Origin of the sequence: Vibrio sp. THAF64, from assembly GCF_009363455.1 — a bacterium.
Taxonomy (GTDB): Bacteria; Pseudomonadota; Gammaproteobacteria; order Enterobacterales; family Vibrionaceae; genus Vibrio; species Vibrio coralliilyticus.
Window position 1 is genome coordinate 1,099,940 of the sequence record NZ_CP045355.1, and the last position, 24,143, is coordinate 1,124,082.

21 protein-coding genes and 1 riboswitch are annotated in these 24,143 nt (G+C 45.9%); of the genes, 10 read left to right on the top strand and 11 right to left on the bottom strand.

Annotation, left to right across the window (positions count from 1 at the left end; genetic code table 11):
* Nucleotides 1–11: 11 nt before the first annotated feature.
* The 3 genes from ptsG (at nucleotide 12) to tnpA (ending at nucleotide 2,712) form a co-directional block, all read left to right on the top strand.
* Complete coding sequence (ptsG, locus tag FIU99_RS05045) at nucleotides 12–1,442, top strand: PTS glucose transporter subunit IIBC (RefSeq protein WP_006959276.1); 1,431 nt, start codon at nucleotides 12–14, stop codon at nucleotides 1,440–1,442.
* Between the two features lie 233 nt (nucleotides 1,443–1,675).
* Entirely contained in the window at nucleotides 1,676–2,101 is a 426-nt protein-coding gene (locus FIU99_RS05050; protein WP_152472071.1) for a hypothetical protein, read from the top strand.
* Between the two features lie 164 nt (nucleotides 2,102–2,265).
* Nucleotides 2,266–2,712, top strand: coding sequence for an IS200/IS605 family transposase (gene tnpA / locus FIU99_RS05055; protein ID WP_039951144.1), 447 nt, complete (start codon nucleotides 2,266–2,268; stop codon nucleotides 2,710–2,712).
* 77 nt (nucleotides 2,713–2,789) lie between these two features.
* Here tnpA and FIU99_RS05060 read toward each other — a convergent pair whose 3' ends face one another.
* From FIU99_RS05060 to FIU99_RS05070, 3 genes are all read right to left on the bottom strand, one after another.
* Complete coding sequence (locus FIU99_RS05060; RefSeq protein WP_019277924.1) at nucleotides 2,790–2,891, bottom strand: MetS family NSS transporter small subunit; 102 nt, start codon at nucleotides 2,889–2,891, stop codon at nucleotides 2,790–2,792.
* A gap of 2 nt (nucleotides 2,892–2,893) precedes the next feature.
* A complete protein-coding gene (locus FIU99_RS05065) occupies nucleotides 2,894–4,354 on the bottom strand; it encodes a sodium-dependent transporter (RefSeq protein ID WP_006959272.1) in 1,461 nt (486 codons plus the stop codon).
* A 513-nt stretch (nucleotides 4,355–4,867) separates the two neighbouring features.
* Complete coding sequence (locus tag FIU99_RS05070; protein WP_099609748.1) at nucleotides 4,868–5,461, bottom strand: outer membrane beta-barrel protein; 594 nt, start codon at nucleotides 5,459–5,461, stop codon at nucleotides 4,868–4,870.
* 133 nt (nucleotides 5,462–5,594) lie between these two features.
* Here FIU99_RS05070 and FIU99_RS05075 point away from each other — a divergent pair, with 133 nt between their 5' ends.
* Both FIU99_RS05075 and FIU99_RS05080 read left to right on the top strand, forming a co-directional pair.
* Nucleotides 5,595–5,687 carry a YnhF family membrane protein gene (locus FIU99_RS05075; protein WP_152472072.1) on the top strand — a complete coding sequence of 31 codons (93 nt, stop codon included), beginning with the start codon at nucleotides 5,595–5,597 and terminating at the stop codon, nucleotides 5,685–5,687.
* A gap of 9 nt (nucleotides 5,688–5,696) precedes the next feature.
* A complete protein-coding gene (locus tag FIU99_RS05080; RefSeq protein WP_099609749.1) occupies nucleotides 5,697–6,848 on the top strand; it encodes a patatin family protein in 1,152 nt (383 codons plus the stop codon).
* 60 nt (nucleotides 6,849–6,908) lie between these two features.
* On the opposite strand, the gene pyk is transcribed toward FIU99_RS05080, so the two are convergent.
* Nucleotides 6,909–8,351, bottom strand: a complete 1,443-nt coding sequence (gene pyk, locus FIU99_RS05085; RefSeq protein ID WP_006959264.1) for a pyruvate kinase — start codon at nucleotides 8,349–8,351, stop codon at nucleotides 6,909–6,911.
* Between the two features lie 300 nt (nucleotides 8,352–8,651).
* On the opposite strand from pyk, the gene FIU99_RS05090 reads away from it, so the two are divergent.
* Together FIU99_RS05090 and FIU99_RS05095 are read left to right on the top strand one after the other, a co-directional pair.
* Nucleotides 8,652–9,869: an ROK family protein gene (locus FIU99_RS05090; protein WP_006959262.1), complete on the top strand. Its 1,218-nt coding sequence runs from the start codon at nucleotides 8,652–8,654 to the stop codon at nucleotides 9,867–9,869.
* Between the two features lie 124 nt (nucleotides 9,870–9,993).
* Nucleotides 9,994–10,941, top strand: coding sequence for a chemotaxis protein CheV (locus FIU99_RS05095; RefSeq protein WP_006959259.1), 948 nt, complete (start codon nucleotides 9,994–9,996; stop codon nucleotides 10,939–10,941).
* Nucleotides 10,942–11,214: 273 nt separating this feature from the next.
* On the opposite strand, the gene FIU99_RS05100 is transcribed toward FIU99_RS05095, so the two are convergent.
* The 4 genes from FIU99_RS05100 to FIU99_RS05115 all read right to left on the bottom strand — a co-directional run bounded on the left by FIU99_RS05100 (nucleotide 11,215) and on the right by FIU99_RS05115 (nucleotide 17,251).
* Nucleotides 11,215–14,286 (bottom strand): error-prone DNA polymerase, encoded by a 3,072-nt coding sequence (locus FIU99_RS05100; RefSeq protein WP_152472073.1) that lies wholly within the window; start codon nucleotides 14,284–14,286, stop codon nucleotides 11,215–11,217.
* Between the two features lie 14 nt (nucleotides 14,287–14,300).
* The gene (locus FIU99_RS05105; protein ID WP_152472074.1) at nucleotides 14,301–15,701 is read right to left on the bottom strand and encodes a DNA polymerase Y family protein; all 1,401 of its coding nucleotides are present in this window, start codon (nucleotides 15,699–15,701) and stop codon (nucleotides 14,301–14,303) included.
* A 2-nt stretch (nucleotides 15,702–15,703) separates the two neighbouring features.
* On the bottom strand, nucleotides 15,704–16,381 hold the full coding sequence (gene imuA / locus FIU99_RS05110; RefSeq protein ID WP_152472075.1) for a translesion DNA synthesis-associated protein ImuA: 678 nt from the start codon (nucleotides 16,379–16,381) through the stop codon (nucleotides 15,704–15,706).
* A gap of 126 nt (nucleotides 16,382–16,507) precedes the next feature.
* The gene (locus FIU99_RS05115) at nucleotides 16,508–17,251 is read right to left on the bottom strand and encodes a YciK family oxidoreductase (RefSeq protein WP_019277934.1); all 744 of its coding nucleotides are present in this window, start codon (nucleotides 17,249–17,251) and stop codon (nucleotides 16,508–16,510) included.
* Nucleotides 17,252–17,339: 88 nt separating this feature from the next.
* On the opposite strand from FIU99_RS05115, the gene sohB reads away from it, so the two are divergent.
* The gene (gene sohB, locus FIU99_RS05120) at nucleotides 17,340–18,401 is read left to right on the top strand and encodes a protease SohB (protein WP_029236329.1); all 1,062 of its coding nucleotides are present in this window, start codon (nucleotides 17,340–17,342) and stop codon (nucleotides 18,399–18,401) included.
* Nucleotides 18,402–18,462: 61 nt separating this feature from the next.
* On the opposite strand, the gene FIU99_RS05125 is transcribed toward sohB, so the two are convergent.
* Together FIU99_RS05125 and rrtA are read right to left on the bottom strand one after the other, a co-directional pair.
* Nucleotides 18,463–19,914, bottom strand: coding sequence for a DEAD/DEAH box helicase (locus FIU99_RS05125; RefSeq protein WP_006959248.1), 1,452 nt, complete (start codon nucleotides 19,912–19,914; stop codon nucleotides 18,463–18,465).
* A 101-nt stretch (nucleotides 19,915–20,015) separates the two neighbouring features.
* Complete coding sequence (rrtA, locus tag FIU99_RS05130) at nucleotides 20,016–20,582, bottom strand: rhombosortase (protein WP_006959246.1); 567 nt, start codon at nucleotides 20,580–20,582, stop codon at nucleotides 20,016–20,018.
* Nucleotides 20,583–20,585: 3 nt separating this feature from the next.
* On the opposite strand from rrtA, the gene FIU99_RS05135 reads away from it, so the two are divergent.
* Together FIU99_RS05135 and FIU99_RS05140 are read left to right on the top strand one after the other, a co-directional pair.
* Nucleotides 20,586–21,191 (top strand): tRNA-uridine aminocarboxypropyltransferase, encoded by a 606-nt coding sequence (locus tag FIU99_RS05135; RefSeq protein WP_080555926.1) that lies wholly within the window; start codon nucleotides 20,586–20,588, stop codon nucleotides 21,189–21,191.
* A gap of 104 nt (nucleotides 21,192–21,295) precedes the next feature.
* A riboswitch (purine riboswitch) is annotated at nucleotides 21,296–21,395 on the top strand.
* A gap of 82 nt (nucleotides 21,396–21,477) precedes the next feature.
* Complete coding sequence (locus tag FIU99_RS05140) at nucleotides 21,478–22,488, top strand: adenosine deaminase (protein WP_006959244.1); 1,011 nt, start codon at nucleotides 21,478–21,480, stop codon at nucleotides 22,486–22,488.
* A 29-nt stretch (nucleotides 22,489–22,517) separates the two neighbouring features.
* On the opposite strand, the gene FIU99_RS05145 is transcribed toward FIU99_RS05140, so the two are convergent.
* A complete protein-coding gene (locus FIU99_RS05145; RefSeq protein ID WP_006959243.1) occupies nucleotides 22,518–23,834 on the bottom strand; it encodes an anti-phage deoxyguanosine triphosphatase in 1,317 nt (438 codons plus the stop codon).
* Between the last annotated feature and the right edge of the window lie 309 nt (nucleotides 23,835–24,143).

The following is a 24,143-nucleotide window of genomic DNA, read 5'->3' on the forward strand; positions in this document are numbered from 1 at the left end:
GGAGCATAAACATGTTTAAGAATCTTTTTGCTAACCTGCAAAAAGTGGGTAAAGCTCTGATGCTGCCAGTATCGGTTTTACCTGTTGCAGGTATTCTACTCGGGGTAGGTGCTGCCGACCTGAGTTTCATTCCGGAAATTGTTTCCAACTTAATGGAGCAAGCGGGTGGCTCGGTATTTGGTCAGATGGCACTACTTTTCGCAGTAGGTGTTGCACTTGGCTTTACTAACAACGATGGTGTAGCAGGTCTGGCTGCAATCGTTGGTTACGGCATCATGACTGCGACGCTTGGCGTTATGGCTGGTGTTATGGGTGTTGAGAAAATCGACACTGGTGTTCTGGGCGGTATCCTTGTTGGTGGTGTTGCTGCATGGGCATTCAACCGTTTCTTCAAGATTCAGCTTCCAGAATACCTAGGCTTCTTCGCAGGTAAGCGCGCGGTGCCTATCATCACTGGTTTTGCTGCTATCGCATTGGGTATTGTTCTGTCTGTAGTATGGCCTCCAATTGGCGGTGCTATCGCTTCTTTCTCAGATTGGGCTGCACACCAGAACCCACAAGTTGCATTCGGTATCTACGGTATCGTCGAGCGTTCTCTAATCCCATTCGGCCTACACCACGTTTGGAACGTACCATTCTTCTTCGAAGCTGGTACTTGTGTGAATGCTGCTGGCGAAACACAAAATGGCGTTCTAACTTGTTACCTAGTTGCTGACGAAGCATCTCGTGCTGCAGGTAATGGCTTCGGTCAGCTTGCAGGTGGCTACATGTTCAAGATGTTCGGTCTACCAGCTGCTGCTATTGCTATCGCTCACTCTGCTAAGCCAGAGAACCGCGCGAAAGTAATGGGTATCATGGCGTCTGCTGCATTGACTTCATTCCTGACTGGTATCACAGAGCCAATCGAATTCTCATTCCTATTTGTTGCTCCTGTACTGTACGGTATCCACGCTCTACTAGCTGGTTCTGCATACGTTGTTGCAAACACTCTAGGTTTTGTACACGGTACTTCGTTCTCACACGGCCTAATCGATTTCATCGTACTATCTGGTAACGCACAGAAAATCGGTCTGATGGTGGGTGTCGGTTTGGTTTACGCGGCTATCTACTACGTAGTATTCCGCACTGTTATCAAAGCGATGGACCTTAAAACTCCTGGTCGTGAAGATGAATCTGAAGAAGCAGCCGCGACATCTGGTTCAGACATGGCAGGTGAGCTTGTTGCAGCATTCGGTGGCAAAGCAAACATCACTGGCCTAGACGCATGTATCACTCGTCTACGCGTTGCGGTAGCGGATACAGAGGCTGTTGATCAAGACAAACTGAAACAACTAGGCGCGGCTGGCGTAGTGGTTGTAGCAGGTGGTGTTCAGGCTATCTTCGGTACTAAGTCTGACAACCTAAAAACAGAAATGGATGAGTGGATCCGTAACCACGGCTAATACTCACTTACCCATTTAATTGATAGAGGAGGCCTAAGGGCCTCCTTTTGTTTTATTAGAACGTGACTCTCTGAAATCAAGCGCTGTTAGCGAATATGTTTGGTTGAATGTTATTGCATAGTGGAAGCGATAAAACACTCTGCATTCTAACGACCTCCTTACCTTTCTATGACATATTTTCATTACACAACTGGAAAATTGCACACTGTTTTATTTTAGTCCAGAGCAGAGTGATGAAGAAAAGTACACTAGTTAAAAGCTTATTAGGTGTTGCGGCCGTCGCAGGGAGCGCAAGCGTCATTGCTGAAAGCTCAGAGTCCATGGATCTCTCGGTTGGGATGGCAGTAGACCAAGACTTAAGTGCAGTCATTGAATTGGATAATCAGTACCGTTTTACAGTAGGTAATGACGGAGCTGCATTCGACTACATACTAGCTCGTGGAGAGTTTGGTCAGGACGTACCTTTTACTTGGTATGTCGGTACGGGTGCATGGAGCGAATGGGACCATAAAGAGTTTGGGGCGCGTGTCCCCCTTGGTCTGAACTGGAACTTCAGCGAAGGCTGGAATATGTATGGTCAAATTCAACCAGAGTTAGATATGTATAGTGGCCCAGAACTACAGATTGGCGGAGCACTCGGCGTTAAATACACATTCTAGCTCTGACCAATCAAAAATGCCGACACTCAGTGTCGGCATTTTTATTTTCTGGCCCTAAACCACCTTCTTTAGAAGGTGGTGATCGTTCTTTTGGGCTTTGCCCGAAGAACGCTCATGTTCAAGATGTCCTCGTTTGCAACCAACAAATGAAGGAAATAACGAACATGAGCAGATATGAATCCGCTTCACACGTTTATCATCGGTGCCAATATCATATTGTTTGGACACCTAAATATCGACTAAAGATTCTGAAAGGAAATTTAGGCAAAGAGCTGTATCGAAGTATCTACGTTTACAGCAATATGAAGAAATGCAAGGTTGTCGAGCTTAACGTCCAAATTGATCATGTCCATTTAGTCGTGAGGCTTCCGCCGAGCATGAGTATCTCAAATTACATGGGGTTTGTTAAAGGTCGTACAGCGATTAGGTTGTTTAACAAATTTCCGTATTTGAGAAAGAAAAAGCTCTGGGGTAATAAGTTCTGGCAACGAGGTTACTTTGTTGATTCGGTAGGGATGAACGAGGAAATTATACGTAGATATGTCAGGCACCAAGATCGTGTGGGGAAAGAAGAAGAGGAGCGACAAATGCTTCTAGGGTTAGATAAATAGCAGTGAGCCCCCTTATAGGGGGCCAACCAAAGCCACCTGCTATGCAGGTGGATTTTTACTTCAAGCAACAACAGTCATCACTGCTGCTGTTTGTTCATTGCTCGTTTAATACAGATAGCAGCGCCGCCCCAAGTAATTCCAAGGCCCAGTACCATCATAATAATTGCACCTGTTGTCATAATCAGGCCTCCTTACGACTTGTTGCGTTAATCAATACACCAATGACGAATAGAGCGGCAATCATTGCCCAACCAAGAGTTAGGTCGTAGCCACCGTAGCCTTCAGTGAATAGTGTTTGTAGTTTGGTTGCGAGAATAACTGCCAGCATAATTGGAGTGATGAAGCGCAGACAAACCACGAACCAAGCACCGATAGAAAAGTCAGAGATCTCATTGACGTATTCGCGTACATCACCAACTTTATTCAGTAGCCAAGCCATAAGAATAATCTCGACAAAACCACCCACCATGATGCCGACATTGTTCGCGAAGTGATCGACCAAATCTAGTAGTAGTAGACCGCCATTGGTTGCAAATGCCATAGAAACGACAACACCAACACCAATAACAACGGTTGCTGCTTTCTTACGGCTCCACTTTAGTTTGTCGATAATGGCAGACGTCACGGCTTCCATGATGGAAATGTGTGAGCTTAGACCTGCAACAACTAGTGCGAAGAAGAAAAGTGGACCTAGGATGTACGGCGCTGGCAGCAAGTTGATTGCAGCTGGCAGTGTAACAAATGCTAAACCAACGCCCGCTGATACGACTTCAGTCAGAGGCTTGCCTTGCTCTTGCGCCATATAGCCAAGGACTGAGAAGATCATGATGCCAGCTAGGATTGAGAAACCACAGTTAATCAAAACCGTCATGAAGGCGTTGTTAGTAATGTCTGACTTTTCAGGTAAGTAGCTTGAATAAGCCAGCATTATGGCGAAACCAATACTCAGAGTGAAGAAGATCTGGCCATACGCCGCTGCCCAAACTTTCACATCCCAGATTTTGCTAAAGTCAGGCTCAAACATATAGTTTACGCCATCCAGAGCACCAGGTAGGAAGACCATACGGCCAATCAGTAGCACGACCATGATAAATAGAATTGGCATCATGATCTTAGATGCGCGCTCAATACCTGCTTTGACACCACCGACAATAGCCGCGTAAGTGATACCCCATGCAATCAGCATTGCAATAGCAATTTTCCACTGAATGCTTCCTAGATTGGTTGGTGAGTTGTCACCTAAACCGAGGTATTCACTGAAGAAGAAGGCGTTAGTGTCAGTGCCCCAGCTTTGGTTGAAAGACATACCAAAGTAGGAAATCGCCCAACCGATAACAGCAACGTAGTAAACAGCAATAACCGCTGCAACACCTACTTGGAACCAGCCTAGCCACTCAAACTTAGAGTGAATTTTCGCTAGCGTACGAGGTGCGCTCCCACGGTATTTTTGACCCATGCTGAATTCAAGGATCATAAAGGGTATGCCTGCGGTGATCATGGCAAAAAGGTACGGTATAAAGAAAGCACCACCACCGTTTTCATAGGCCATATACGGGAAACGCCAGATGTTTCCCAGACCGATAGCCGATCCGACTGCAGCTAGAATAAATCCAGCGCGGGACCCCCATTGTTCTCGCTTCATAAAAAGACTCCTGTAAATCCGATATCTGAGATTGAAGATGCCTTAAAATCACCAGTCAGGCAGAACGGACGCCTGAGTAAACTTACTACTAGTAAAGCAGGCACGTGTCTGTTTGTGCCAATATGAATAATTAATTATCTTTGATTGCGTAAGTTAGTGGTTTTTTGTGCTGTGAAGTTAAAGGCTTCTCAGATTTTAGTTCTTTAAATTTAAATGTGTGTTTGCTCTAACTGAAATATTCAGCTGTGCATGATGAAAAGACTAACTACTAAGAATAGTTAAAGCAATAGATTGTAGTTGTGATGGTATTGTTCGCTTGTGGTAATAAAATTGTGTTTTATTGTATTTTATAGAGTGATTGGGCTGACTTGTATTATTAAACTGGAAGCATTTTATGGTTTATGGCTGCTATGCGAAATATAACGCTTTTATAATTTAGAGAGCGTATGACTGAAAAATATACGCTCCATTAATCTATATTACTAAATTATTAATATTGTAAAGATATTGTATCTAGAAGCGCCAAGTTAATCCGAGGTTTGCTGAAAACTGGTTCATCCAATCAGTTTTGAATTTGATGAGACAACTTCCTTCCTGTGAAGCGGGCAGATTGCATACGCCACTGGTATCGTTATCGACAACTGTGCCAAGCCAACGCAGCTGAGTATTCAGTGCAAAGTGTTCAGTGAGACGATATTCAAACCCACCAAAGATACTGGCTGAAAAGCCAAACTCGTCTGTGACCCAATCGGCATCTATGTATGAACCCCCAAGCCCTATACCAAGATAACCGTATAGAGACTCCTCTGCGGGGTAGTAAATGCTACTCTGAAAGTGCAGGTAGTGCATGGTGGAGCTGAGGTTTACTGTTTCGACATCAGTATTTTGATTGGCGTAAAACAGGCCAATTCGCCCTTTATCCAACGTCATTTCTGCGCTTAATGCGAAACTCTCAGAGCCTTCTAGGTCATATTTTTGCTGATCTTGATTTTCTACTTCTCCGCCTGCGGTAAAGCCAAACCAAGGGGTCAGATAGATATCAGCTAAAGCGGGTGATGAGAACGTAAGTAAAATGCTACAAAATAAAGAGAGGTTCTTGCTGTTCATAGTCACTGTCCTATCAGAGTGATATACCCACTAATTGTGATAGTAACGTCATAATTACGCACAAAAAAAAGGGAATATTTGAAGATGACTCACAACGATGTTATTACTTTGTTACACAATAAAGGAGGTGTCTATGGAACACGATCTAAAATATGCGTTGGTCATCACTGCAACAGTCTTTACTGTTCTGATTGGTTTTGGTCTAGTCGCAATTACTTCAGCCTAGGTTGGGTATATGGACAATAGCGGTGTCGTTACCAGCGCTGCTATCCAGCTGGATACTCAACGTCTTGCTAAGTACACTGGTGGTAAAAATGCGCTGGTAGCCCAAGGCGGCGGACAGCGTGGTATTTTTACTTCCGGTGTGCTTGATGCCTTCCTTCTTTCTAACTTTGACCCTTTTCACGCCTTCTATGGTACCTCTGCTGGTGCACTAAACCTTTGTGGTTATCTGTGCCGTCAACGGGGAATAGGGCGCTCCTTTATACTCGACCTCACCACCGCTCCTGAGTTTTTCAATCTCTTCCGCTACATACGCCGTAAACAATACCTTGGGATTGATTGGGCACTTGATAAGATCAGCGATTTTCCTTATCGGCTTGATATTGATATGGGAAAAAGAGTATTGGCCAATAGGCAAGCCTTTGCTGCAGTGACCGATACTAGCCGGCTGTTCGATCACTATTTGCCCATGTTGCAGGATGACTGGAGAAAAGTGTTGATCGCCACATGCGCGATCCCAAGGCTTTATCAGGAGCCCGTTAAGTTTGATCATGGAGAGTATGTGGACGGAGGAGTTTCGGCGTCTATTCCAGTTCAAGAAGCGTGGCGTAAAGAGGCGCGTTGCATTGTTGTGATTCGTACAGAAGGAGAAGATCTAGAGACGGACACAGAGCAAGTGACTCATGAGAATGAGGTTAAGTGGTATCGTGATTCATTTAACGTGGTGCAAGATCATTGGCAGCAAAAGCTGGTTCAATGGAAAGAAGACTGGGCGAGCTTTTTCACAGAACAGTTGCAACGTTCTCAGGAGGAAAAATTGCAACATCGCCACTTGGAGTCACTCAATGGCGGGCGTTGGCTATTTGGAGCCGATGACATCTACCGATTAAGTCATCTACTGGGAGAGAAGTTTGATTCCGGATTGGCGGATATGTTGATGGTTCACTACCAGACCTATTCTCTTACTCAAGACTTTCTCCACAATCCGCCAGACGATTGTTTTATTGTACAGATAAAGCCTGAGCAGCCACTTAGATCTAATTCTTTGATGAGTGACCGAGACGATCTGCTTCATGACTACCAGATGGGGCTTGATTCAGGTTTTCGCTTTGTTGAAATGTATTCATCGCTGTCTAAATCCTCAGCGGCGGCCATTCAGAAGTAACGGTCATTCAGAAGTTACAAGGGAGCCCAACAGGCTCCCTTTTTCATGTGAAGTCCAATATCAGGCAGAAAGAATACGCATACAGTTAGTTGACCCTACCACATCCATGACATCGCCTTGAGTGATGATGACCAGGTCGCCATCATGCAGTAACCCCTTGCCTTTCAAACACTCCACAGCGGCTTTAGCTGTTGGTAAACCTGAGTCGCCTTTAGAGTCAAAATAGACTGGCGTCACTCCACGATAAAGCGCGGTGTGGTTAAGAGTGCTTTCATTACGTGATAGGGCAAAGATAGGTAAACCAGAACTAAGGCGAGACATCATTAATGCCGTTCGGCCGGACTCAGTCAGGGTAATGATGCCTTTGACACCTTTCATGTGGTTCGCGGCAAACATGGTCGACATAGCGATGGTTTCTTCACTGCCTTTAAAAACCGAGTCCATCCGATAGCTGGACCGGTTAATGGCTGACATTTTCTCTGCTCCCAGACACACCTCAGCCATTGAACGTACTGTTTCCAACGGGTATTTACCTGCGGCCGTTTCTCCTGACAGCATTACGGCATCAGTACCATCGAGTACCGCATTGGCTACATCCATGACTTCTGCACGGGTTGGCATTGGATTCTCTATCATGGACTCCATCATTTGTGTCGCGGTAATGACGGTGCGGTTGAGGCTTCTTGCCCTGCGAATGAGTTGTTTTTGCACACCAATTAATTCTGGGTCTCCAATTTCTACCCCTAAATCGCCACGAGCGACCATTACCGCATCTGAAGCGAGAATGATGTCATCGATATTCTCCTCACTTTCCACTGTCTCGGCGCGCTCCACCTTAGCGACTAATTTCGCTTCAAGACCCGCATCTCGTGCTAGGCGGCGAGCGTACTTCATATCCTCGCCATTGCGTGGGAACGAAACTGCGAGATAGTCGACTTTGATTTGGGCGGCAATCTTGATGTCATTCTTATCTTTTTCAGTCAAAGCGTCGGCCGATAAGCCTCCGCCTTTTTTATTGATGCCCTTATTATTGGAAAGCGGGCCGCCAATGATGACTTTAGTAACGACTTGATTGCCAGATACCTTAGTCACCTGCAGCTGCACACGACCATCATCGAGCAGCAAAATATCACCCGTTGAGACGTCTTGTGGCAGCTCTTTGTAGTCGAGACCTACTGCACTCTGATCACCTTCCCCCTGAGCGAGATCACTGTCGAGGATAAAAGTGTCACCAACAGTGAGGTGAATTTTGTTGTCTTTAAATGTCGATACGCGAATTTTAGGCCCTTGTAGATCACCAAGAATGGCTACATGAGTACCGTACTGCGCTGCGATATTGCGTACGCGAGTGGCACGCTGGATATGATCTTCTGCGGTACCATGTGAGAAGTTCATTCTGACAACATTGGCTCCTGCCTGAATTATCGCTTCGAGAATCCCTTCTTTGTCCGTCGATGGACCTAACGTAGTGACGATTTTTGTTCTTCTTTGTATAGCGGTCATGATGATTTCCTTGATCAAGCTTTTTGGGTCGGCAATAAATTATAAAAATATAAAGACCCCAATTGAGTATATGCAAAATGCTGAGTTATGAGAGATTTAGGGATAACTTATCTTGTCAGACACACATATTTATTAATGCAAAAAAATGGCGCTTTAAATGTGATATCTGTTTTGCAATTTGATTGAACGCCCAAAGAATCATGTTTATCCGTGATGCTTGTCACGGCAATCTACCAAAGCTCTTCACAATTACTTCGCAAAGTAAAAAAATTGCTTAGTTGTTGATATTTGGAGCACCCTATGTACATGGCTCAACCAGGCCATATTGATCATATCAAGCAGGTCAATGCTGGCCGTGTATATAAACTCATTGATCAAAAAGGTCCTATCTCTCGAATTGATTTGTCAAAAGAGAGCGAGCTTGCCCCTGCGAGTATTACCAAGATTACTCGTGAGCTGATTGATGCTCATCTGATCCACGAAACTACCGTGCAGGAAGCGACCAGTCGTGGCCGCCCGGCAGTGGGGCTACAGGTGAACAATGAAGGCTGGCAGTTTCTCTCAATGCGTCTCGGCCGTGGCTATTTGACCATTGCTTTGCATGAGTTGGGCGGTGATGTTCTGATTGACACTAAAATCGATATCCATGAAATCGATCAAGACGATGTGTTAGCTCGCTTGCTCCATGAAATCGATGAATTTTTCCAGACATATTCCGAGCAACTAGACCGTGTAACCAGTATTGCACTTACTCTTCCTGGTTTGGTGAACTCTGAAAAAGGCATTGTGTTGCAAATGCCGCACTACAATGTTGAAAACCTTTCTCTTGGCCCTGAAATCTACAAAGCAACAGGTCTTCCCGTCTTCATCGCTAACGACACCCGAGCGTGGGCATTGGCAGAGAAGTTGTTTGGTCATTCTCAGGAAAACGAAAACTCAGTACTGATTTCTATCCACCATGGTCTTGGTGCGGGTATTGTTCTTGATGGTCGTGTGCTTCAAGGGCGTCACGGTAACATCGGTGAACTTGGCCATATTCAAATCGATCCTAATGGTAAGCTTTGTCATTGTGGCAATCGAGGATGTCTTGAAACTGTTGCCAGCTCTCAGGCTATTCGTAGCGAAGTGGCGGAACGTTTGGCAAATGGTGAAGAATCAACGTTGTCAGACATTGAAGAGCTGTCAGTTGAAGATATTTGTGAAGCTGCAGCAAATGGTGATCCATTGGCAGTGGATGCTGTCGAAAAACTTGGTCGTTATCTGGGCTCGGCGATTGCGATTGTCATCAACCTCTTCAACCCGGAAAAAATTCTCATTGGTGGGGCGATTAACCAAGCAAAAGACGTATTGTATCCGGCCATTCAAAACTGTATTAAAGAGCAAAGCCTGCCTGTTTATCATCAGGATCTTGAAGTTGTAGAGTCTCGCTTCTACAAACAGGCGACCATGCCTGGCGCGGCATTAATCAAACAGGCCCTCTATGATGGGTTATTATTGATGAAGGTGATAGAAGGCTAAGCTCGTAGTTAAGAAGCTTTATCTTTTATGTAAACCCATATAACCTTCAAGTTGTATGGGTTTATTTTTGTTTAGCCTGGCTTTAGGCTATTTTTGATATATTACAAAGTAGTTGAGAGATCGTATGTCCGGAGTTTTAAATAGCGTTGATCAGCGAACGAATCTTGTTGGTGAAAACCGATTGGAGTTGCTGCTGTTCAGTCTTAACAGCCGTCAGGTCTTTGCGATCAACGTTTTTAAAGTTCGCGAGGTTATTAAAGTCCCGCCTTTGACCAAAATGCCAGGCTCACATCACAACATTACTGGCGTCGCTTTTTTACGTGGTGTCTCGGTTCCTGTGATTGATTTACGAAGTGCCATTGGATTCCCGCCATCTAGAGAAGAAGAGCAAGAGCAGAACCTGATCATTACTGAATATAACCGTACCGTTCAGGGCTTTTTAGTCGGCCAGGTGCGTAACATTGTCAACACTGCTTGGACGGAAATTCAGCCACCACCGAAAACGGCTGGGCGTGCTAATTACCTGACAGCCATCACTCACATCAAAGAAAACGACCAACAGCAAATAGTCGAAATTATTGATGTAGAGAAAGTTTTGGCTGAAATTATCGACTACGATGTGTCTATTTCTGAAGGCGTATTGGACGAAGAATTGGCCGCTCAGATGATAGGCCGCAATGTTCTGATCGTTGATGATTCTTCAACGGCTCGTGCCCAGGTCAAAGGTACCTTGTCTCAGCTGGGGCTGAATATTCTTGAATGCCGTGATGGTCTTGAAGCGCTTCGGCTGATTAAAGGTTGGAGCGAAGAGGGCAAAGATGTCCCTCGTGAATTGTTACTGATGATCACTGATGCAGAAATGCCTGAAATGGACGGTTATAAGCTGACTCACGAGATTCGCAGTGACCCTAAATTAAAAGATCTGTATATCACGCTCAATACATCGTTGAGTGGTAGCTTTAATGATGCGATGGTGAAGAAGGTGGGGTGTGATCGATTCATTTCCAAGTTCCAGCCAGATTTATTGGTTGAAGTGGCACAAGATCGACTGCGTGATATTTTGTCGAGATAGTGTCTCGATTGATATAAAGCATGTAATTCAGTTAAATTATTGATAGTATTTATTCGATCATTTACTTTACGAATTAATTAATCTTCACTTTTCATCAGAAGCTAAAGGTAGTTCCTATTCATGATATGGTTCACGTCTAAGGTTGTGATGACCTTATGCATGTTACTGTACAGGGAATACAAAAAGAGACGTATGGACGCTGAAGACGATGTGTAACTCGTCTAACTGTTAATCTAAAGGGAGCCGAATAGCTCCTTTTTCCGTTTATGGTGGTTAGTGGAAATCTCGTGATTTGCTTTTGAGCCCTTCTAGCTTGTCTGTCATATCGATTAATCTCCCTGCAATGATGTGTGTAACTTCTCCTTCTCTTTCTAGAATGCCTTTTACCATCATGACTTTGGCTGTGAGGTAGGCCTGTTTTTGCGCTCGCGCCGTTGCTTGCCAAACCACAACATTCATGTTGCCACTGTCGTCTTCTAAAGTGAAAAAGGTGACGCCAGCAGCGGTACCGGGAGCTTGCTTACCTGTCACGACGCCGACGATGGTCACCAGAGACTGATGCGGCTTATGAATAAGCTCCTTCATTCTTGTAAAGCGCCCTAGGACACCTGCTTGTTCCAAAAGCGTAATAGGGTGTTTGCTGAGTGATAGCCCAATGGAAGAGTAGTCTTCCAGCAGTGTTTGAACCTCTGAAGGCTTACTGATTGAGTCACTTTGCGGCTCTTCTAAATCTTTAAATAGAGGTAAATCGGATAACGAATCCATCATTGCCCAGCGGGTTTGAAAACGGTTATTCGCAATAGTCTGCATAGCATTAGCCGAAGCGAGCAGTTCCAGATCTCGCTGATTTAAACCGATATGCTTGAGTTGCTTGGGGTGTTGAAAGCCCTGCTTGCCGCGTGCTTTGAGTAGTTGTAGAGTGCTTTCTGCGCTGAATCCTTTGATTTGACGAAAGCCAAGTCGGATAGCTAGTCTGTTGCCACAATGAACGACCTGATGATCATAATGTGACTGGTTGACGCAGACAGGCAGAATCAATACGTTGTGACGCCTTGCATCCTGCACTAGCTGCGATGCACTGTAAAAGCCCATCGGCAGGCTATTGAGGAGTGAAGCGTAAAAAGCTTCCGGATGATAATGTTTGAGCCAAGCAGAACAATACGCCAGCACAGCAAAAGAGGCAGAATGACTCTCAGGAAAACCGTACTCACCAAATCCAAGTATCTGATCAAAAATGCGTTCAGCAAATTCTTGTTCGTAGCCGCGAGCCAACATTCCCTCAATCAGCTTGGTGCGAAACTTCACCAGATCGCCATTCTTTTTCCAAGATGCCATAGCACGACGCAATTGATCGGCTTCACCACCACTAAAGCCTGCAGCTACCATCGCCAGCTTGATTACCTGCTCCTGAAAGATAGGCACCCCCATAGTTCGAGATAAGACATCTTTGACTTCATCCGAAGGGAAGGTCACGGGTTCGATACCATCACGGCGTTTGAGAAAAGGGTGAACCATGTCCCCCTGAATCGGCCCCGGGCGTACAATAGCAATCTGGATCACCAGATCGTAATAAGTCTTGGGCCTGAGTCTGGGAAGCATGCTCATTTGAGCTCGTGATTCGATCTGAAATACACCGACTGTGTCGGCTTTCTGGATCATGCCATACACTTCAGGATCATCTTGCCTTCGGGTGATCTCTGCAATAGTCAGATCTTGCTGATGGAAGCGTTTGACCAACTGGAAACATTTATGAATAGCGCTGAGCATCCCTAGGGCGAGGACGTCAACTTTCATTAGCTTCAGGCTTTCCAGATCATCTTTATCCCACTGAATAACTGTCCTGCCTGCCATAGATGCATTCTCAACTGGCACCAGTTCATACAAAGGGCCAGCGGCAATCACAAAGCCGCCAACATGTTGAGATAAGTGACGAGGAAAGCCGAGAATATCATTAACCAGAGTGATGAACTGCTCACCTTTGAGAGAATCCGGCTGAAGACCAAGCTCGACGATCTGCGCCTGCCAGCCGAGCTCACGATCTCGACGGTTAACGTTTTTGATGAAGTAATCGAGTTGGCTTTCTTCAATCCCAAGCGCTTTACCTACATCGCGAACGGCACTTTTAAAGCGATAAGTGATCACTGTTGCCGCAAGCGCTGCTCGTTCACGGCCATACTTCTGATAAATGTATTGAATGACTTCTTCACGGCGTTCGTGTTCGAAGTCTACGTCGATGTCAGGTGGCTCATCACGTTCTTTACTGATAAAGCGCTCGAAGAGAACGGAAATTTGTCGAGGGTCGACCGCTGTAATTTCCAGACAGTAGCAAACGACAGAGTTGGCTGCTGAGCCACGCCCTTGATAGAGAATATTCTGACGTTTGGCAAACATCACTATGTCGTGAATGGTCAGGAAATAGTAGGGGTAGTTGAGCTCATCAATCAGCTCAAGCTCTTTGTCGATAGTTTCTGAAATATCCTGAGGAATACCTTCGGGAAAGCGGCGACGCTTGCCACTGTCTACTAATTTGCGCAGATAGCTCATCGGCGTTTCACCACTGGGTACTAGTTCATGGGGGTATTCGTACTTGAGTTTTTCTAAACTGAACTGGCACTGCTCGGCGAGGCGAATACTCTCTTCCAGCCATTCTTGTTTAAACAGTCGGGCGAGCTTTTCTTTGCTTCGCAGTGTTCGTTCTGTATTAGTAAGTAGGTGCTTACCAATTTTATCAACGCTACTACCATGCCGGACTGCGGTCAGAACATGTTGTAGAGGAAGACGGTTAGCGGTATGCATGAGTACACCACCGCAAGCGGTGATTGGCACCATCAGTTCCTGAGCGAGTTCCTTACAGTGAGTAAGGTAGCTTTTATCGTCTGCATCTAAATGGCGCTGAACACCTAACCACAATCTTGGTTGATGATGTTGAGCAAGCCAGTGTCCCCATTTCTGATCGCTATGTTGATGGCTGGGGAGCCAGACAATCAAGCAGTGGCGAAGCGACATTAAATCCCATTCTGCCAGCTGATATTGCCCTTTCTCGGTGCGCCTTCTTGCGTTTGTGATGATTCGACAGAGTTCGGCATAGGCTTCACGGTTTGGGCAAAGTAATACGACCTGACACTCATCATTTAACCAGAACATACTTCCTATGATCAGTTTGATATTGAGGTTATGAGTTTTGATCGCTCTATAAGCTCTGACCACTCCTGCTACGGAGCATTCATCGGTAATCGCCAGTGCGTGATAGCGTAAAAAGTCTGCTTGTAGAATAAGCTCTTCTGCGTGAGAAGCGCCGGTGAGGAAAGAGAAGTTGGTCTGGCAGAAGAGTTCAGCGTACTTCATTATCGCATCTCCGCTTAGCTAAATAACCCATGCAGAAACCACTGCATTTCTTGATTGCGAAATACCCAGAGCCAACGTCCACTGTCACTGCGCGCAATAAAATAATCCCGCGTCATTTCCTCACCATCCCACCAGCCAGTCACAAAGCGTTCAGGGCCGTGCATAACATTGACCTTTTCTGTTAAAGGCTCAGGGTTTGGTAGCATCAAAGAGGGGCGTAAGCCAGAGAGCGAAACTTTAGTAGGAATGGGGAGTTCGGGGGCACACAATGAAATCGATTTCTCTGGTCTAGGGTCATCTGTTGGTGCGACTTTAAGGACTTGGTGATTACCTAGCTTAGCTTGTAGCGTGGCTATCAACTCCAGTTCTGTTTGTTGGCCTTTACGTCCTGCGAAAATGTCTTGGCTGGTGGACTCAAGTTCGCCACTACGTACCACTTTCAGAGTCAAACCTTGTACTGGAGCATCAAGTTTAATGGACTCCATTGTTAGCTGACAAAGCTTAGCCCAGCGCTGAGCGGAGTAATCTCCACAGGCGGAAGTAAATGCAATCACACCAGCGGCACGATCGCGTTGATGAAGAGTCAGCTCAAGTTCGTATGCGACCTGATTACGTAATGTTAGAAACCCTTCCAATTTTTCTAGTAGTTTCAATAGCGGTTTTTCCAACCACTGGGTATTTTCGATATCAAACAACAGCTCAAGATAACTTTGGAAGTGTTCAGGTGGGTGGTAGAAGTTTACTGGATGTTTAAACTGACCCATCAGTCGTCCGACATAGTTAACCAAGTCGATATCAAAACGTCTGGCGACTTCTTGCATCGGCAGTTCCAGAAGATCGTTGAGGGTCAAAACCCCCACACGGGAGAGTTTTTCAACCTGTTTACTGTCAAGCTCGGTCGCTGAAATCGGATAAGATTTGAGTGCTTCACAGAGTTGAGATCTATCTTGGCTGATCAATGCACTTCCAGATTTTGCCAGCAGAATGGCAGAGAAAGGGGAAAAGCCGGTAGCGTACTGATACTGAATATTCAACTGCTGTAAATGCTGAGAGACTCGGCGCCAATAAGCATCCAGCCCACCATAGAGTGACAGCATATCAGTGACTTTTAGCAATAATCCTTGTGGCGGAAAGAGCACCAGATCAGAGGTCACCATATACAGCCACTGAGCGATATCCAGTAAGGTCTGTTGCTCCACCTTCTCATCATAGGGGTGAACCTGAAGCGAGTGACACAAAGCGCTGGCGCTGCCCAGTCCCATTCCCGGTCGAATACCTTGTTCGTGCGCGGCGAAATTGCATTGCACGATTTGGAAACGTTTGGAATCAACCACCACCAAAGGCTGCTGAGCCTGTTCAGAGTACAGCGCATCCAGTTGTAGAGTCGGGAAATGCAAGTACAACCACACCTGCATAGTTAGCCTTGCTTACGCAGTGGGAAAGGAAGAATGACAGGCTCAGGTCTGGACTCTGTTAATGAAGGCCAGAGCGTACTCATATCCAGAACGAAGCTAGCATGTGGCCACCCACCTTTGCGTTTCGTAATGGTGATTTCAATTCCAAGTGAGTGGGGGAGTAGCGTCATGCTCAAACTGACGGGCAGAGAAAAGAGATTGCGCTGTTCGGTTTTAAACAAAAACGAGAGGCAATTTCCAGTTTCACTAGCTACCTGAAGTCGACGAGCATGGTGGACTTCCAGCCCAGAATGCCAAAGCAGCACGTTACTGCAAGCGCCGCTTTTTAGGCATTGCTCTGCAGCCCATAAGGCCTCGTTATCTGTTTTCGTATAAAGCAGTAGAACATGGTTCAGATCGAGCCCTTCTGCTGTCAGAGACTGCGCAGACAGATGACCTGGTGGCTGTATGAATACGGACAACCTACCTTGGCTGCTGTTTTTAAGGTGAGGGAGTAGCAGACGAAGCTCTCCGATGCCGGGAGTCGTTTGCAATTCCACCACACCATGAATGGGAAAGCCGCCTTCCAGTTTTTGATCCAGAAGATCAAAACCAGTCGGGTGGTGATCTCTGGACTCAGGAATGTGATTGCCCTGCCAAAGCCATTGTTTTTTCTTAAGATGTTCGATCAGTTCATACATAACAATTTACCTGTGTATATATACAGTATAAATTATTATTATTTATCAGCAAGGGAAGGGCTGAATAAGTGGATAAAAAAACGCCTTGTGTTTCCACAAGGCGTTGAATCTCTGAGAAGTTTTTTTCTATTTCTTCGGCTGTGCGTCAATGCACTGACCACGAACGTCTTTGCTCTCGTTCGACATCAGGTGAAGATAAAGCGGCATGATATCCAGTGGTGTTTTGAGCAACTCAGCGTCTTCCGCTGGGTAAGCCTTCGCGCGCATGGAAGTGCGTGTACCACCTGGGTTAATTGCATTGACACGGATGTGTGTATCGCTCAATTCATCTGCCAGAATCTGCATCATGCCTTCCGTTGCGAACTTAGATATTGCGTAAGTTCCCCAGAAAGCACGGCCAGCATGGCCAACCGTTGATGAAGTAAAGATAACACTAGCATCATCTGATTTATGCAGTAGCGGAAGGATTGCCTGAGTCATCAGGAACTGAGCTTTAACATTAACCTGCATGATATCGTCGTAAGTGTCTTCACCAATCTGATCAAATGGGCTCAGTACACCCAGTTGACTGGCATTGTGTAGCACTCCATCAAGTCGACCAAACTGACTACCAATGGTATCGGCCATATCAATATAGTTTTGCTTGCTTGCGCCTTTCATATCCAGAGGAATGATCGCTGGTTGAGGGTAGCCAGCAGCTTCAATTTCATCGTAAGTTTGCTCAAGCTTCTTCACTGTACGACCTAACAGAATGACGGTGGCACCATGCTGAGCAAATGAGATTGCGGCTTGTTTACCGATGCCGTCACCGGCACCTGTCACGAGAATGACTTTGTCTTTTAAAGCGTCTGAGGAAACGGAATAATCCACGACATGCATCCTTATTGTAATGTTCTGCTTTATGAATCCGTAAGATGGTGGTTACAATACACTAATTCGCACATTAGGGGATATCACATTGGAATTTTTGTTGGACTACGGGCTGTTTTTAGCCAAGATTGTGACTGTTGTAGTCGCAGTGATTGCGATTCTTGTTATAGCCAAAGCCGTAGGGGGTAAGAGTGGTGCTGCAAAGGGTGAATTGGAGATCACCAACTTGACGGATCAGCATAAAAACACCGTTGAGCAGCTTGAGCATCACCTGCATGATTCAGCGTTTATCAAAGCGCGTGATAAGGCAGAGAAGAAACAAGAGAAAGAGAAAACAAAAGCCCGTGAAAAAGAAGTGAAGCAGGCTTCAAAAGACGGTGATTTGGACAGCAAGCGTGAGCCTCACCTATTTGTTCTGGATTTCAAAGGCAGCATTGACGCCAAAGAAGTCGCGTCACTACGCGAAGAAGTGACCGCAATTCTCGCGGTAGCTCGTGAAGGGGACGAAGTACTACTGCGCCTAGAGTCTGGTGGCGGTATGGTACATGGCTACGGTTTGGCATCGTCTCAACTGGATCGTATTAAGGCGGCTAAGCTGCCACTGACGATTGCGGTAGATAAAGTGGCTGCCAGTGGTGGTTACATGATGGCATGTATTGCTGACAAGATTGTTTCAGCACCATTTGCAATCGTAGGCTCCATCGGCGTGATTGCTCAGCTACCTAACTTCAATAAAGTACTCAAAAAGTACGATATCGAGTATGAACAGCTAACAGCGGGTGAATACAAGCGTACCTTGACCATGTTTGGCGAAAACACCGATAAAGCGCGTGATAAGTTCAAACAGGAACTCGAAGAAACACATGGCCTGTTTAAAGACTTTATTCGTGAGCGTCGCCCTGAACTTGAATTAGATAAAGTGGCCACTGGTGAACACTGGTTTGGCACTCAGGCGCATTCACTGGGTCTGGTTGATGAAATCAAAACCTCTGATGATCTGGTTGTGGAAGCTTGTAAAGATAAAACAGTCTTAGCGATTCACTACGTAGAGAAGAAAAAGCTGACATCTAAGCTGGCAGGTCTGGCGGGTGAAGCGGCTGATAACGTACTGATGAAGCTAATTGATCGTGGTCAGCGTCCTATCGTGTAAGCTGACTTCTTTTGTTTAGTTAAATGAAAAGCCCCTCAACTGAGGGGCTTTGTGTATTTGGTTACTGTGCTTTAGGTTGCGAATGGTTTGGCTTGCGGTTCGCTGGTCTACGACGTTTCTGTCCATTATTGCCAGTATTGTTTGAGGCTTTGCTATTGCCAGAACTGCCGTCCTTACGTTTGCCACCATTATTACTCTTGGAGCCATCACCGTTGGGTTTGTTATGGCCAAAATGACGTTTGTTTTTCCCCGCTGGCTTATGACCACGAGCATTGTCACCTGAGCGCTTACCATCGGCATGGTCGACTTTTGGCTTCTTGGGCTTTTTCGGTTTCTTAGGTTTGATTGGGCGAGTATCTAACTTAGATTCTGGCAGCACATTGACGGGCTTATAGCCTTCCAGCTCCAAACGAGGTAATACTTGCTGGATGAGGCGTTCAATACCAAATAGCTCGCTGGCTTCCGCTGCTTCAACTAAAGAGATCGCTTTGCCGACTTCACCCGCTCGGCCAGTACGGCCAATTCGGTGGACATAATCTTCTGCTACGTGAGGCAGCTCGAAGTTAACGACCTGAGGGAGTTGAGGAATGTCGATACCACGTGCGGCAATATCTGTGGCAACTAATACACGCACTTCTCCGGATTTAAAATCAGCCAGTGCCTTGGTGCGTGCGCCTTGGCTTTTGTTACCGTGAATAGGTGCCGCCGTAATACCTTGATCATTAAGGTAGTGAGAAAGTCGGTTCGCCCCGTGTTTGGTACGGCTGAAGACCAGAACTTGTCTCCAATCGCCGTCTTTGATGAGCTTCACCAGCATAGGTGCTTTTTTACGCTTATCTGCTGGGTAGATAGATTGTTCAATGGTGACCGCAGTGGAGTTCTCAGGGTTAACAGAGACTTCGACCGGATCATTGACTAGACCTTTGGCTAGTTCGCGAATCTCAGCAGAGAAGGTTGCAGAGAACAGTAGGTTTTGGCGCTTTTCCGGAAGCAGTGCGAGAATTTTACGAATATCGCGAATAAAGCCCATATCCAACATGCGATCTGCTTCATCCAACACTAAAACTTCTAACTGGGAGAAGTTAATTGCATTCTGCTGGTATAAATCGAGTAATCGACCTGGGGTTGCGACAAGCACGTCTGTGCCTTTACGCAGCTTCGTCATTTGTGGATTAATCTTCACTCCACCGAATACTACATTCGACGTCAGACGTTGATAGCGGCTGTACTTGAACACGTTTTCCTGGACCTGAGCCGCCAATTCACGAGTCGGTGTCAGTACCAATGCTCTTACATGGTTGCCTTTGACTCGGGTGCCATTATCTAATCGTTCTAGAATCGGTAATGTGAAGCCTGCGGTTTTACCCGTACCTGTCTGAGCCGCTGCCATGACATCTTTACCTGCTAACACTGCAGGAATGGCTTGCTCCTGAATTGGAGATGGTTTGTCATAACCCTGATCGTCGATGGCTTTGAGGAGCGGGGCAGAAAGGCCTAAAGCGGTAAAACCCATAAATTGTTCTCTGTTTAAGGTGAGATAAGTGCTCTGGCGGCAATCGACCACCAGCAAAAGGGCGCCATTCTGAGCCCTTTGGTCAGGAACATCAATAGAAATTATCGCTGAGAGCGGTTAAGTCTTGTCTGAAAGTTTAGCTTAGTAGTGACAAAAGCAAGCACGAGACCGGTCAATGCGCCAAACAGATGAGACTCCACCGCTACACGGGCATTGATTAACTCGCTGGTCGATTGCGAGGCGCCCATGGTCATTTCCCAGCCCACTTTGGCTAATACACCAATGACAAGTAACCAGCTACCTTTACGACCTTGTAAGGATTCTTGAAGCGCATAATAGGCAAAGATGCCATGTAGCACACCAGAAAGACCAACATAGCTAGTCATGCTTGTTGTCAGGTTGAGTACACCCACGGATAAGCTAATCACGAACAATACACAGAGCAGAGAAGTTACTCTTGGCTTAAACAGATAAGTGATAACCCACAAGCCAGCCAGATTCATGCCTAAATGAGCAAAGTTGGTGTGGGTGAAGTTTCCTGTTAGGATTCGCCACCACTGGCCTTCAGAAATAAGTTGATGATGCCAGTATGTCAGGCTGGCTAAAGGCTCGAACTGCACGCCTAGGCAGACTAAGCTGATAGCAATTAACAGAAGAAGTAAACGCACGCTATGTCCCGATATTGTTCTCAATGTGGTAAGTCACTCAAAGCTTGTATTTGTGAGTGGATACAAAGCCTAACATCGAATGTTGAGCTGGTCATCTTACAGCATCCGACAGAAACAAACAGACCCATGGGCACCGCGCGCATTCTCAGGCTCTCGCTTGAGAACAGCTACCTGTTTGAAGGCGAAAATTTTACTCAGCATAGCGAGCTGAATAAGCTGTTGGATGAGGAAGGCTATCAGCATTTTGTGCTTTATCCGGGAGAAGTGTCTGTCAGCCATGAAGAGGTAGCTAAAGCCGTCTCCAGCGAAGGCAAAGTGCGGATTATTTTGCTCGATGGCACGTGGAAAAAAGCGTACAAAATGTGGCAATTGTCTGAGAATTTACAGGCATTACCTTTAGTGCGTTTGCCAGAGAACCTACAGGGCAATTACCGTATTCGCAAAGCGCCCAGTGACAACAGCTTGTCTACCGTGGAGGCTGGCTACCATATCCTGACTTTGCTGCAACCAGAGCAAGACTTCACCCCATTACTTGATACCTTCAATCACATGATTGACTTTCAAATCAAGCAGATGCCGCCCGGTGTGTTTGAAAAAAATTACCGGTAATAAACGCAAACTCGTCATTTGAGGTCTAAAATTATTTTCAAGCGCAGCGTTGTACAGTGAATCTTTGCCAGAATATAATGACGCGCAATCGTTTAGTTATGACTGTTAAGCCATAAACGATGCTTCGTATAATCCCACTGATAAGGTGTGGGAGTTTCTACCTGAAACCGCAAATTTCAGATTACGAAGAGTGAAGTGCATTGCGCTTTTCTCTTTGTATGCCTGTTTATCTTCACAAGAGAAAAGCGTTTGTTGAATACCAATCGAATTGAATGGGGAGACAAGCGTGAACCAAACCGAATTTATTCGTCAGTTACCAAAAGTTGAGTTGCATCTGCATATTGAAGGTTCACTTGAACCTGAGATGATGTTTAAACTCGCATTACGCAATCAAATCGCGCTGCCATTTACCACGCCTGAAGAGGTCAAAGCCGCGTATGAGTTTACTAACCTTCAATCGTTCCTTGATATCTACTATCAAGGTGCCAACGTGTTGATTCATGAACAGGATTTTTATGATTTAACCTGGGCTTATTTGTTGCGCTGTAAGGTTGACAATGTCATTCACACCGAGATCTTCTTCGACCCACAAACTCATACTGAGCGTGGTATTGCGTTTGACACAGTAATCAACGGTATACACCGCGCTTTGCAAGATGCGAAAACGCAATTGGGTATCAGTAGTCGAGTCATCATGTGTTTTTTACGTCATCTGGACGAAGACAGTGCTTTTGCTACCTTAGAACAAGCATTGGCACACAAAGATAAAATCATTGGTGTTGGTTTGGATTCATCGGAAGTGGGTCACCCGCCAGAGAAGTTTGCTCGTGTTTTTGTCAAAGCACTCGAGGCTGGTTTTCTCACAGTCGCCCATGCAGGAGAAGAGGGGCCTGTTGCCAACATTTATAACAGCCTTGAATTATTGAAAGTGTCGCGCATTGACCATGGCGTGCGCTGCGCCGATGATCCGAATCTGGTGGTGTTGCTGGCTCAGTCGCGTATGCCGCTGACGGTTTGCCCACTGTCCAACACTAAGCTCAAAGTATTTGAGGAGATGAAGCAACACAATGTTGTCGATTTATTGAGGCAAGGGCTGTGTGTAACGATCAACTCAGATGACCCAGCCTATTTTGGTGGCTACATGACCGACAACTTTCTTGCAGTTGCAGGCAGTCATATGTTGACGCAAGAAGAGTTGGCGCAATTTAGTCGCAATGCGATTGAAGCGAGCTTTATCAGTGACAGTGAGAAGCAGAGGCTCGCGAACCGACTCGATGAATTTGTCGACAGGTGTTAAAGCAAGCGGAGCATAAGCTCCGCTTTTTGTTAATGAGATGAGAACAACTGCTGGTGCAGGCGCTGAGCATGGCCGTCAGTCATCGAAGAAATATAGTCTGCAATCACACGATAACCTTCGCTTTCACATGTTGCTTGCTGCCATTCATGACGAATTGGAGCAGACAGTAATCTTTCAGGATCGGCGCTAAACGCTTCGAAGATATCCATAATGATCTGTTGCCCCTTGTACTCGACAACTTGAACATGAGGCACCTGAATCACGTACTCACTGACAAAGCGCTTAAGGACTTCCAGCGCCTGAGCCATTTCTGGCTCCAGATAAGCGTTAAATGCCAGCAGTTCACTTTCGAAAGGCGCGTCAACAGGTTTGATGGAAATACTGGTGAGTAAAGCGTTCACCATGCCACCAATGGCGTCTTTACGCTGGTAGTGAGTACCGGAAAACAGCATGTCTGTAATAGAGTCGATATGAGCTTCAAACCAAGGCTCACCACATTCTGAAAGCAAACTCGCCGCGCCTTCTATCCATTGGTGTCTTGTCACCATGCCAAGCACCACCGCATCTTCGAGATCATGCACCCCATAGGCAATGTCATCGGCCAGCTCCATGATAGAGCAGTCGATGGACTTAAAGCGGGTCTTTTTATGCTGACGCTCAGTTAATTGCTCATCGCGCATCTGGCTGAAAAGTTGCTTATCTGACTCACTGAGCGGTTCAAGTACCCAATCAAATAGTGACTGGTCACAGTCATATAAACCTTTGGCTGGTGACCACTCTTTTGCTTTGAGCTTACGCTGGTGAGAGACACTGTCTGGAGTCACATCAGCGCATGTTTTACTGATTAGCGCTGGGTATTTGATCAGGCCAAGCAAAGTTCGTCGCGCCAGATTCATACCAAAGTGCTCGGTATAAGGCTCAAGCTTGGTCACGATGCGAAATGTCTGTGCGTTTCCCTCAAATCCGCCATGCTCACGCATCATATAGTTGAGGGCGACTTCACCACCATGCCCATACGGAGGATGACCAATATCATGGGCTAAGCAAAGCGAGTCTATTAAGCTATCGCTAGGCAAAAGATCGCGAAACTCGGCTTGTTTCTTCTTTATCTGCGCGACGATTCCCGTCCCTAACTGAGCCGCTTCGAGAGAGTGGGTAAGCCGAGTGCGGTGAAAATCGTCAAAACTGTTGCCGTGAACCTGAGTTTTCGCCTGCAAACGTCGAAACGCTGCGGAGTGAAGAATTCTCGCTCGGTCACGTTGGTAAGGACTACGGTGATCGTCTCGACGAATCTTATGTTCATCATCGTGGCGTTGTTCCCATAACAGTTTACTGTTTGAACCCATATAAATTTTGGCCTTTAACTGCGTGAATAATATAGCGCTTTAACGACGCCGCCTGACATGTTGGTGGAGATGCATAGGTTTATTGTGCTTGAGTATGACGCTGAGAGCAAAGGAAGCTTCTCTCCTGGAGGTGGGAGAGTGGTATTAAAAAATCTCTGCATTAATGCCAGTCTCATTTTATGTATCCAAGTTTTTAGAATGATTCACCTCTTCCTGCCTATTTTTTATATCTTTCGTTCTAAATTGAATTCGCCAATATGAAATTGGTTTTTATTAAATTTGTGTCATTTAAGCGTATGCGCACAAAAC

What these genes read in the sequence shown, in the direction of transcription:
- ptsG (WP_006959276.1), top strand. Translation starts at nt 12, where the DNA reads ATGTTTAAGAATCTTTTTGCTAACCTGCAAAAAGTGGGTAAAGCTCTG.
- FIU99_RS05050 (WP_152472071.1), top strand. Translation starts at nt 1,676, where the DNA reads ATGAAGAAAAGTACACTAGTTAAAAGCTTATTAGGTGTTGCGGCCGTC.
- tnpA (WP_039951144.1), top strand. Translation starts at nt 2,266, where the DNA reads ATGAGCAGATATGAATCCGCTTCACACGTTTATCATCGGTGCCAATAT.
- FIU99_RS05060 (WP_019277924.1), bottom strand. Translation starts at nt 2,891, where the DNA reads ATGACAACAGGTGCAATTATTATGATGGTACTGGGCCTTGGAATTACT.
- FIU99_RS05065 (WP_006959272.1), bottom strand. Translation starts at nt 4,354, where the DNA reads ATGAAGCGAGAACAATGGGGGTCCCGCGCTGGATTTATTCTAGCTGCA.
- FIU99_RS05070 (WP_099609748.1), bottom strand. Translation starts at nt 5,461, where the DNA reads ATGAACAGCAAGAACCTCTCTTTATTTTGTAGCATTTTACTTACGTTC.
- FIU99_RS05075 (WP_152472072.1), top strand. Translation starts at nt 5,595, where the DNA reads ATGGAACACGATCTAAAATATGCGTTGGTCATCACTGCAACAGTCTTT.
- FIU99_RS05080 (WP_099609749.1), top strand. Translation starts at nt 5,697, where the DNA reads ATGGACAATAGCGGTGTCGTTACCAGCGCTGCTATCCAGCTGGATACT.
- pyk (WP_006959264.1), bottom strand. Translation starts at nt 8,351, where the DNA reads ATGACCGCTATACAAAGAAGAACAAAAATCGTCACTACGTTAGGTCCA.
- FIU99_RS05090 (WP_006959262.1), top strand. Translation starts at nt 8,652, where the DNA reads ATGTACATGGCTCAACCAGGCCATATTGATCATATCAAGCAGGTCAAT.
- FIU99_RS05095 (WP_006959259.1), top strand. Translation starts at nt 9,994, where the DNA reads ATGTCCGGAGTTTTAAATAGCGTTGATCAGCGAACGAATCTTGTTGGT.
- FIU99_RS05100 (WP_152472073.1), bottom strand. Translation starts at nt 14,286, where the DNA reads ATGAAGTACGCTGAACTCTTCTGCCAGACCAACTTCTCTTTCCTCACC.
- FIU99_RS05105 (WP_152472074.1), bottom strand. Translation starts at nt 15,701, where the DNA reads ATGCAGGTGTGGTTGTACTTGCATTTCCCGACTCTACAACTGGATGCG.
- imuA (WP_152472075.1), bottom strand. Translation starts at nt 16,381, where the DNA reads ATGTATGAACTGATCGAACATCTTAAGAAAAAACAATGGCTTTGGCAG.
- FIU99_RS05125 (WP_006959248.1), bottom strand. Translation starts at nt 19,914, where the DNA reads ATGGGTTTTACCGCTTTAGGCCTTTCTGCCCCGCTCCTCAAAGCCATC.
- FIU99_RS05135 (WP_080555926.1), top strand. Translation starts at nt 20,586, where the DNA reads ATGTCCCGATATTGTTCTCAATGTGGTAAGTCACTCAAAGCTTGTATT.
- FIU99_RS05145 (WP_006959243.1), bottom strand. Translation starts at nt 23,834, where the DNA reads ATGGGTTCAAACAGTAAACTGTTATGGGAACAACGCCACGATGATGAA.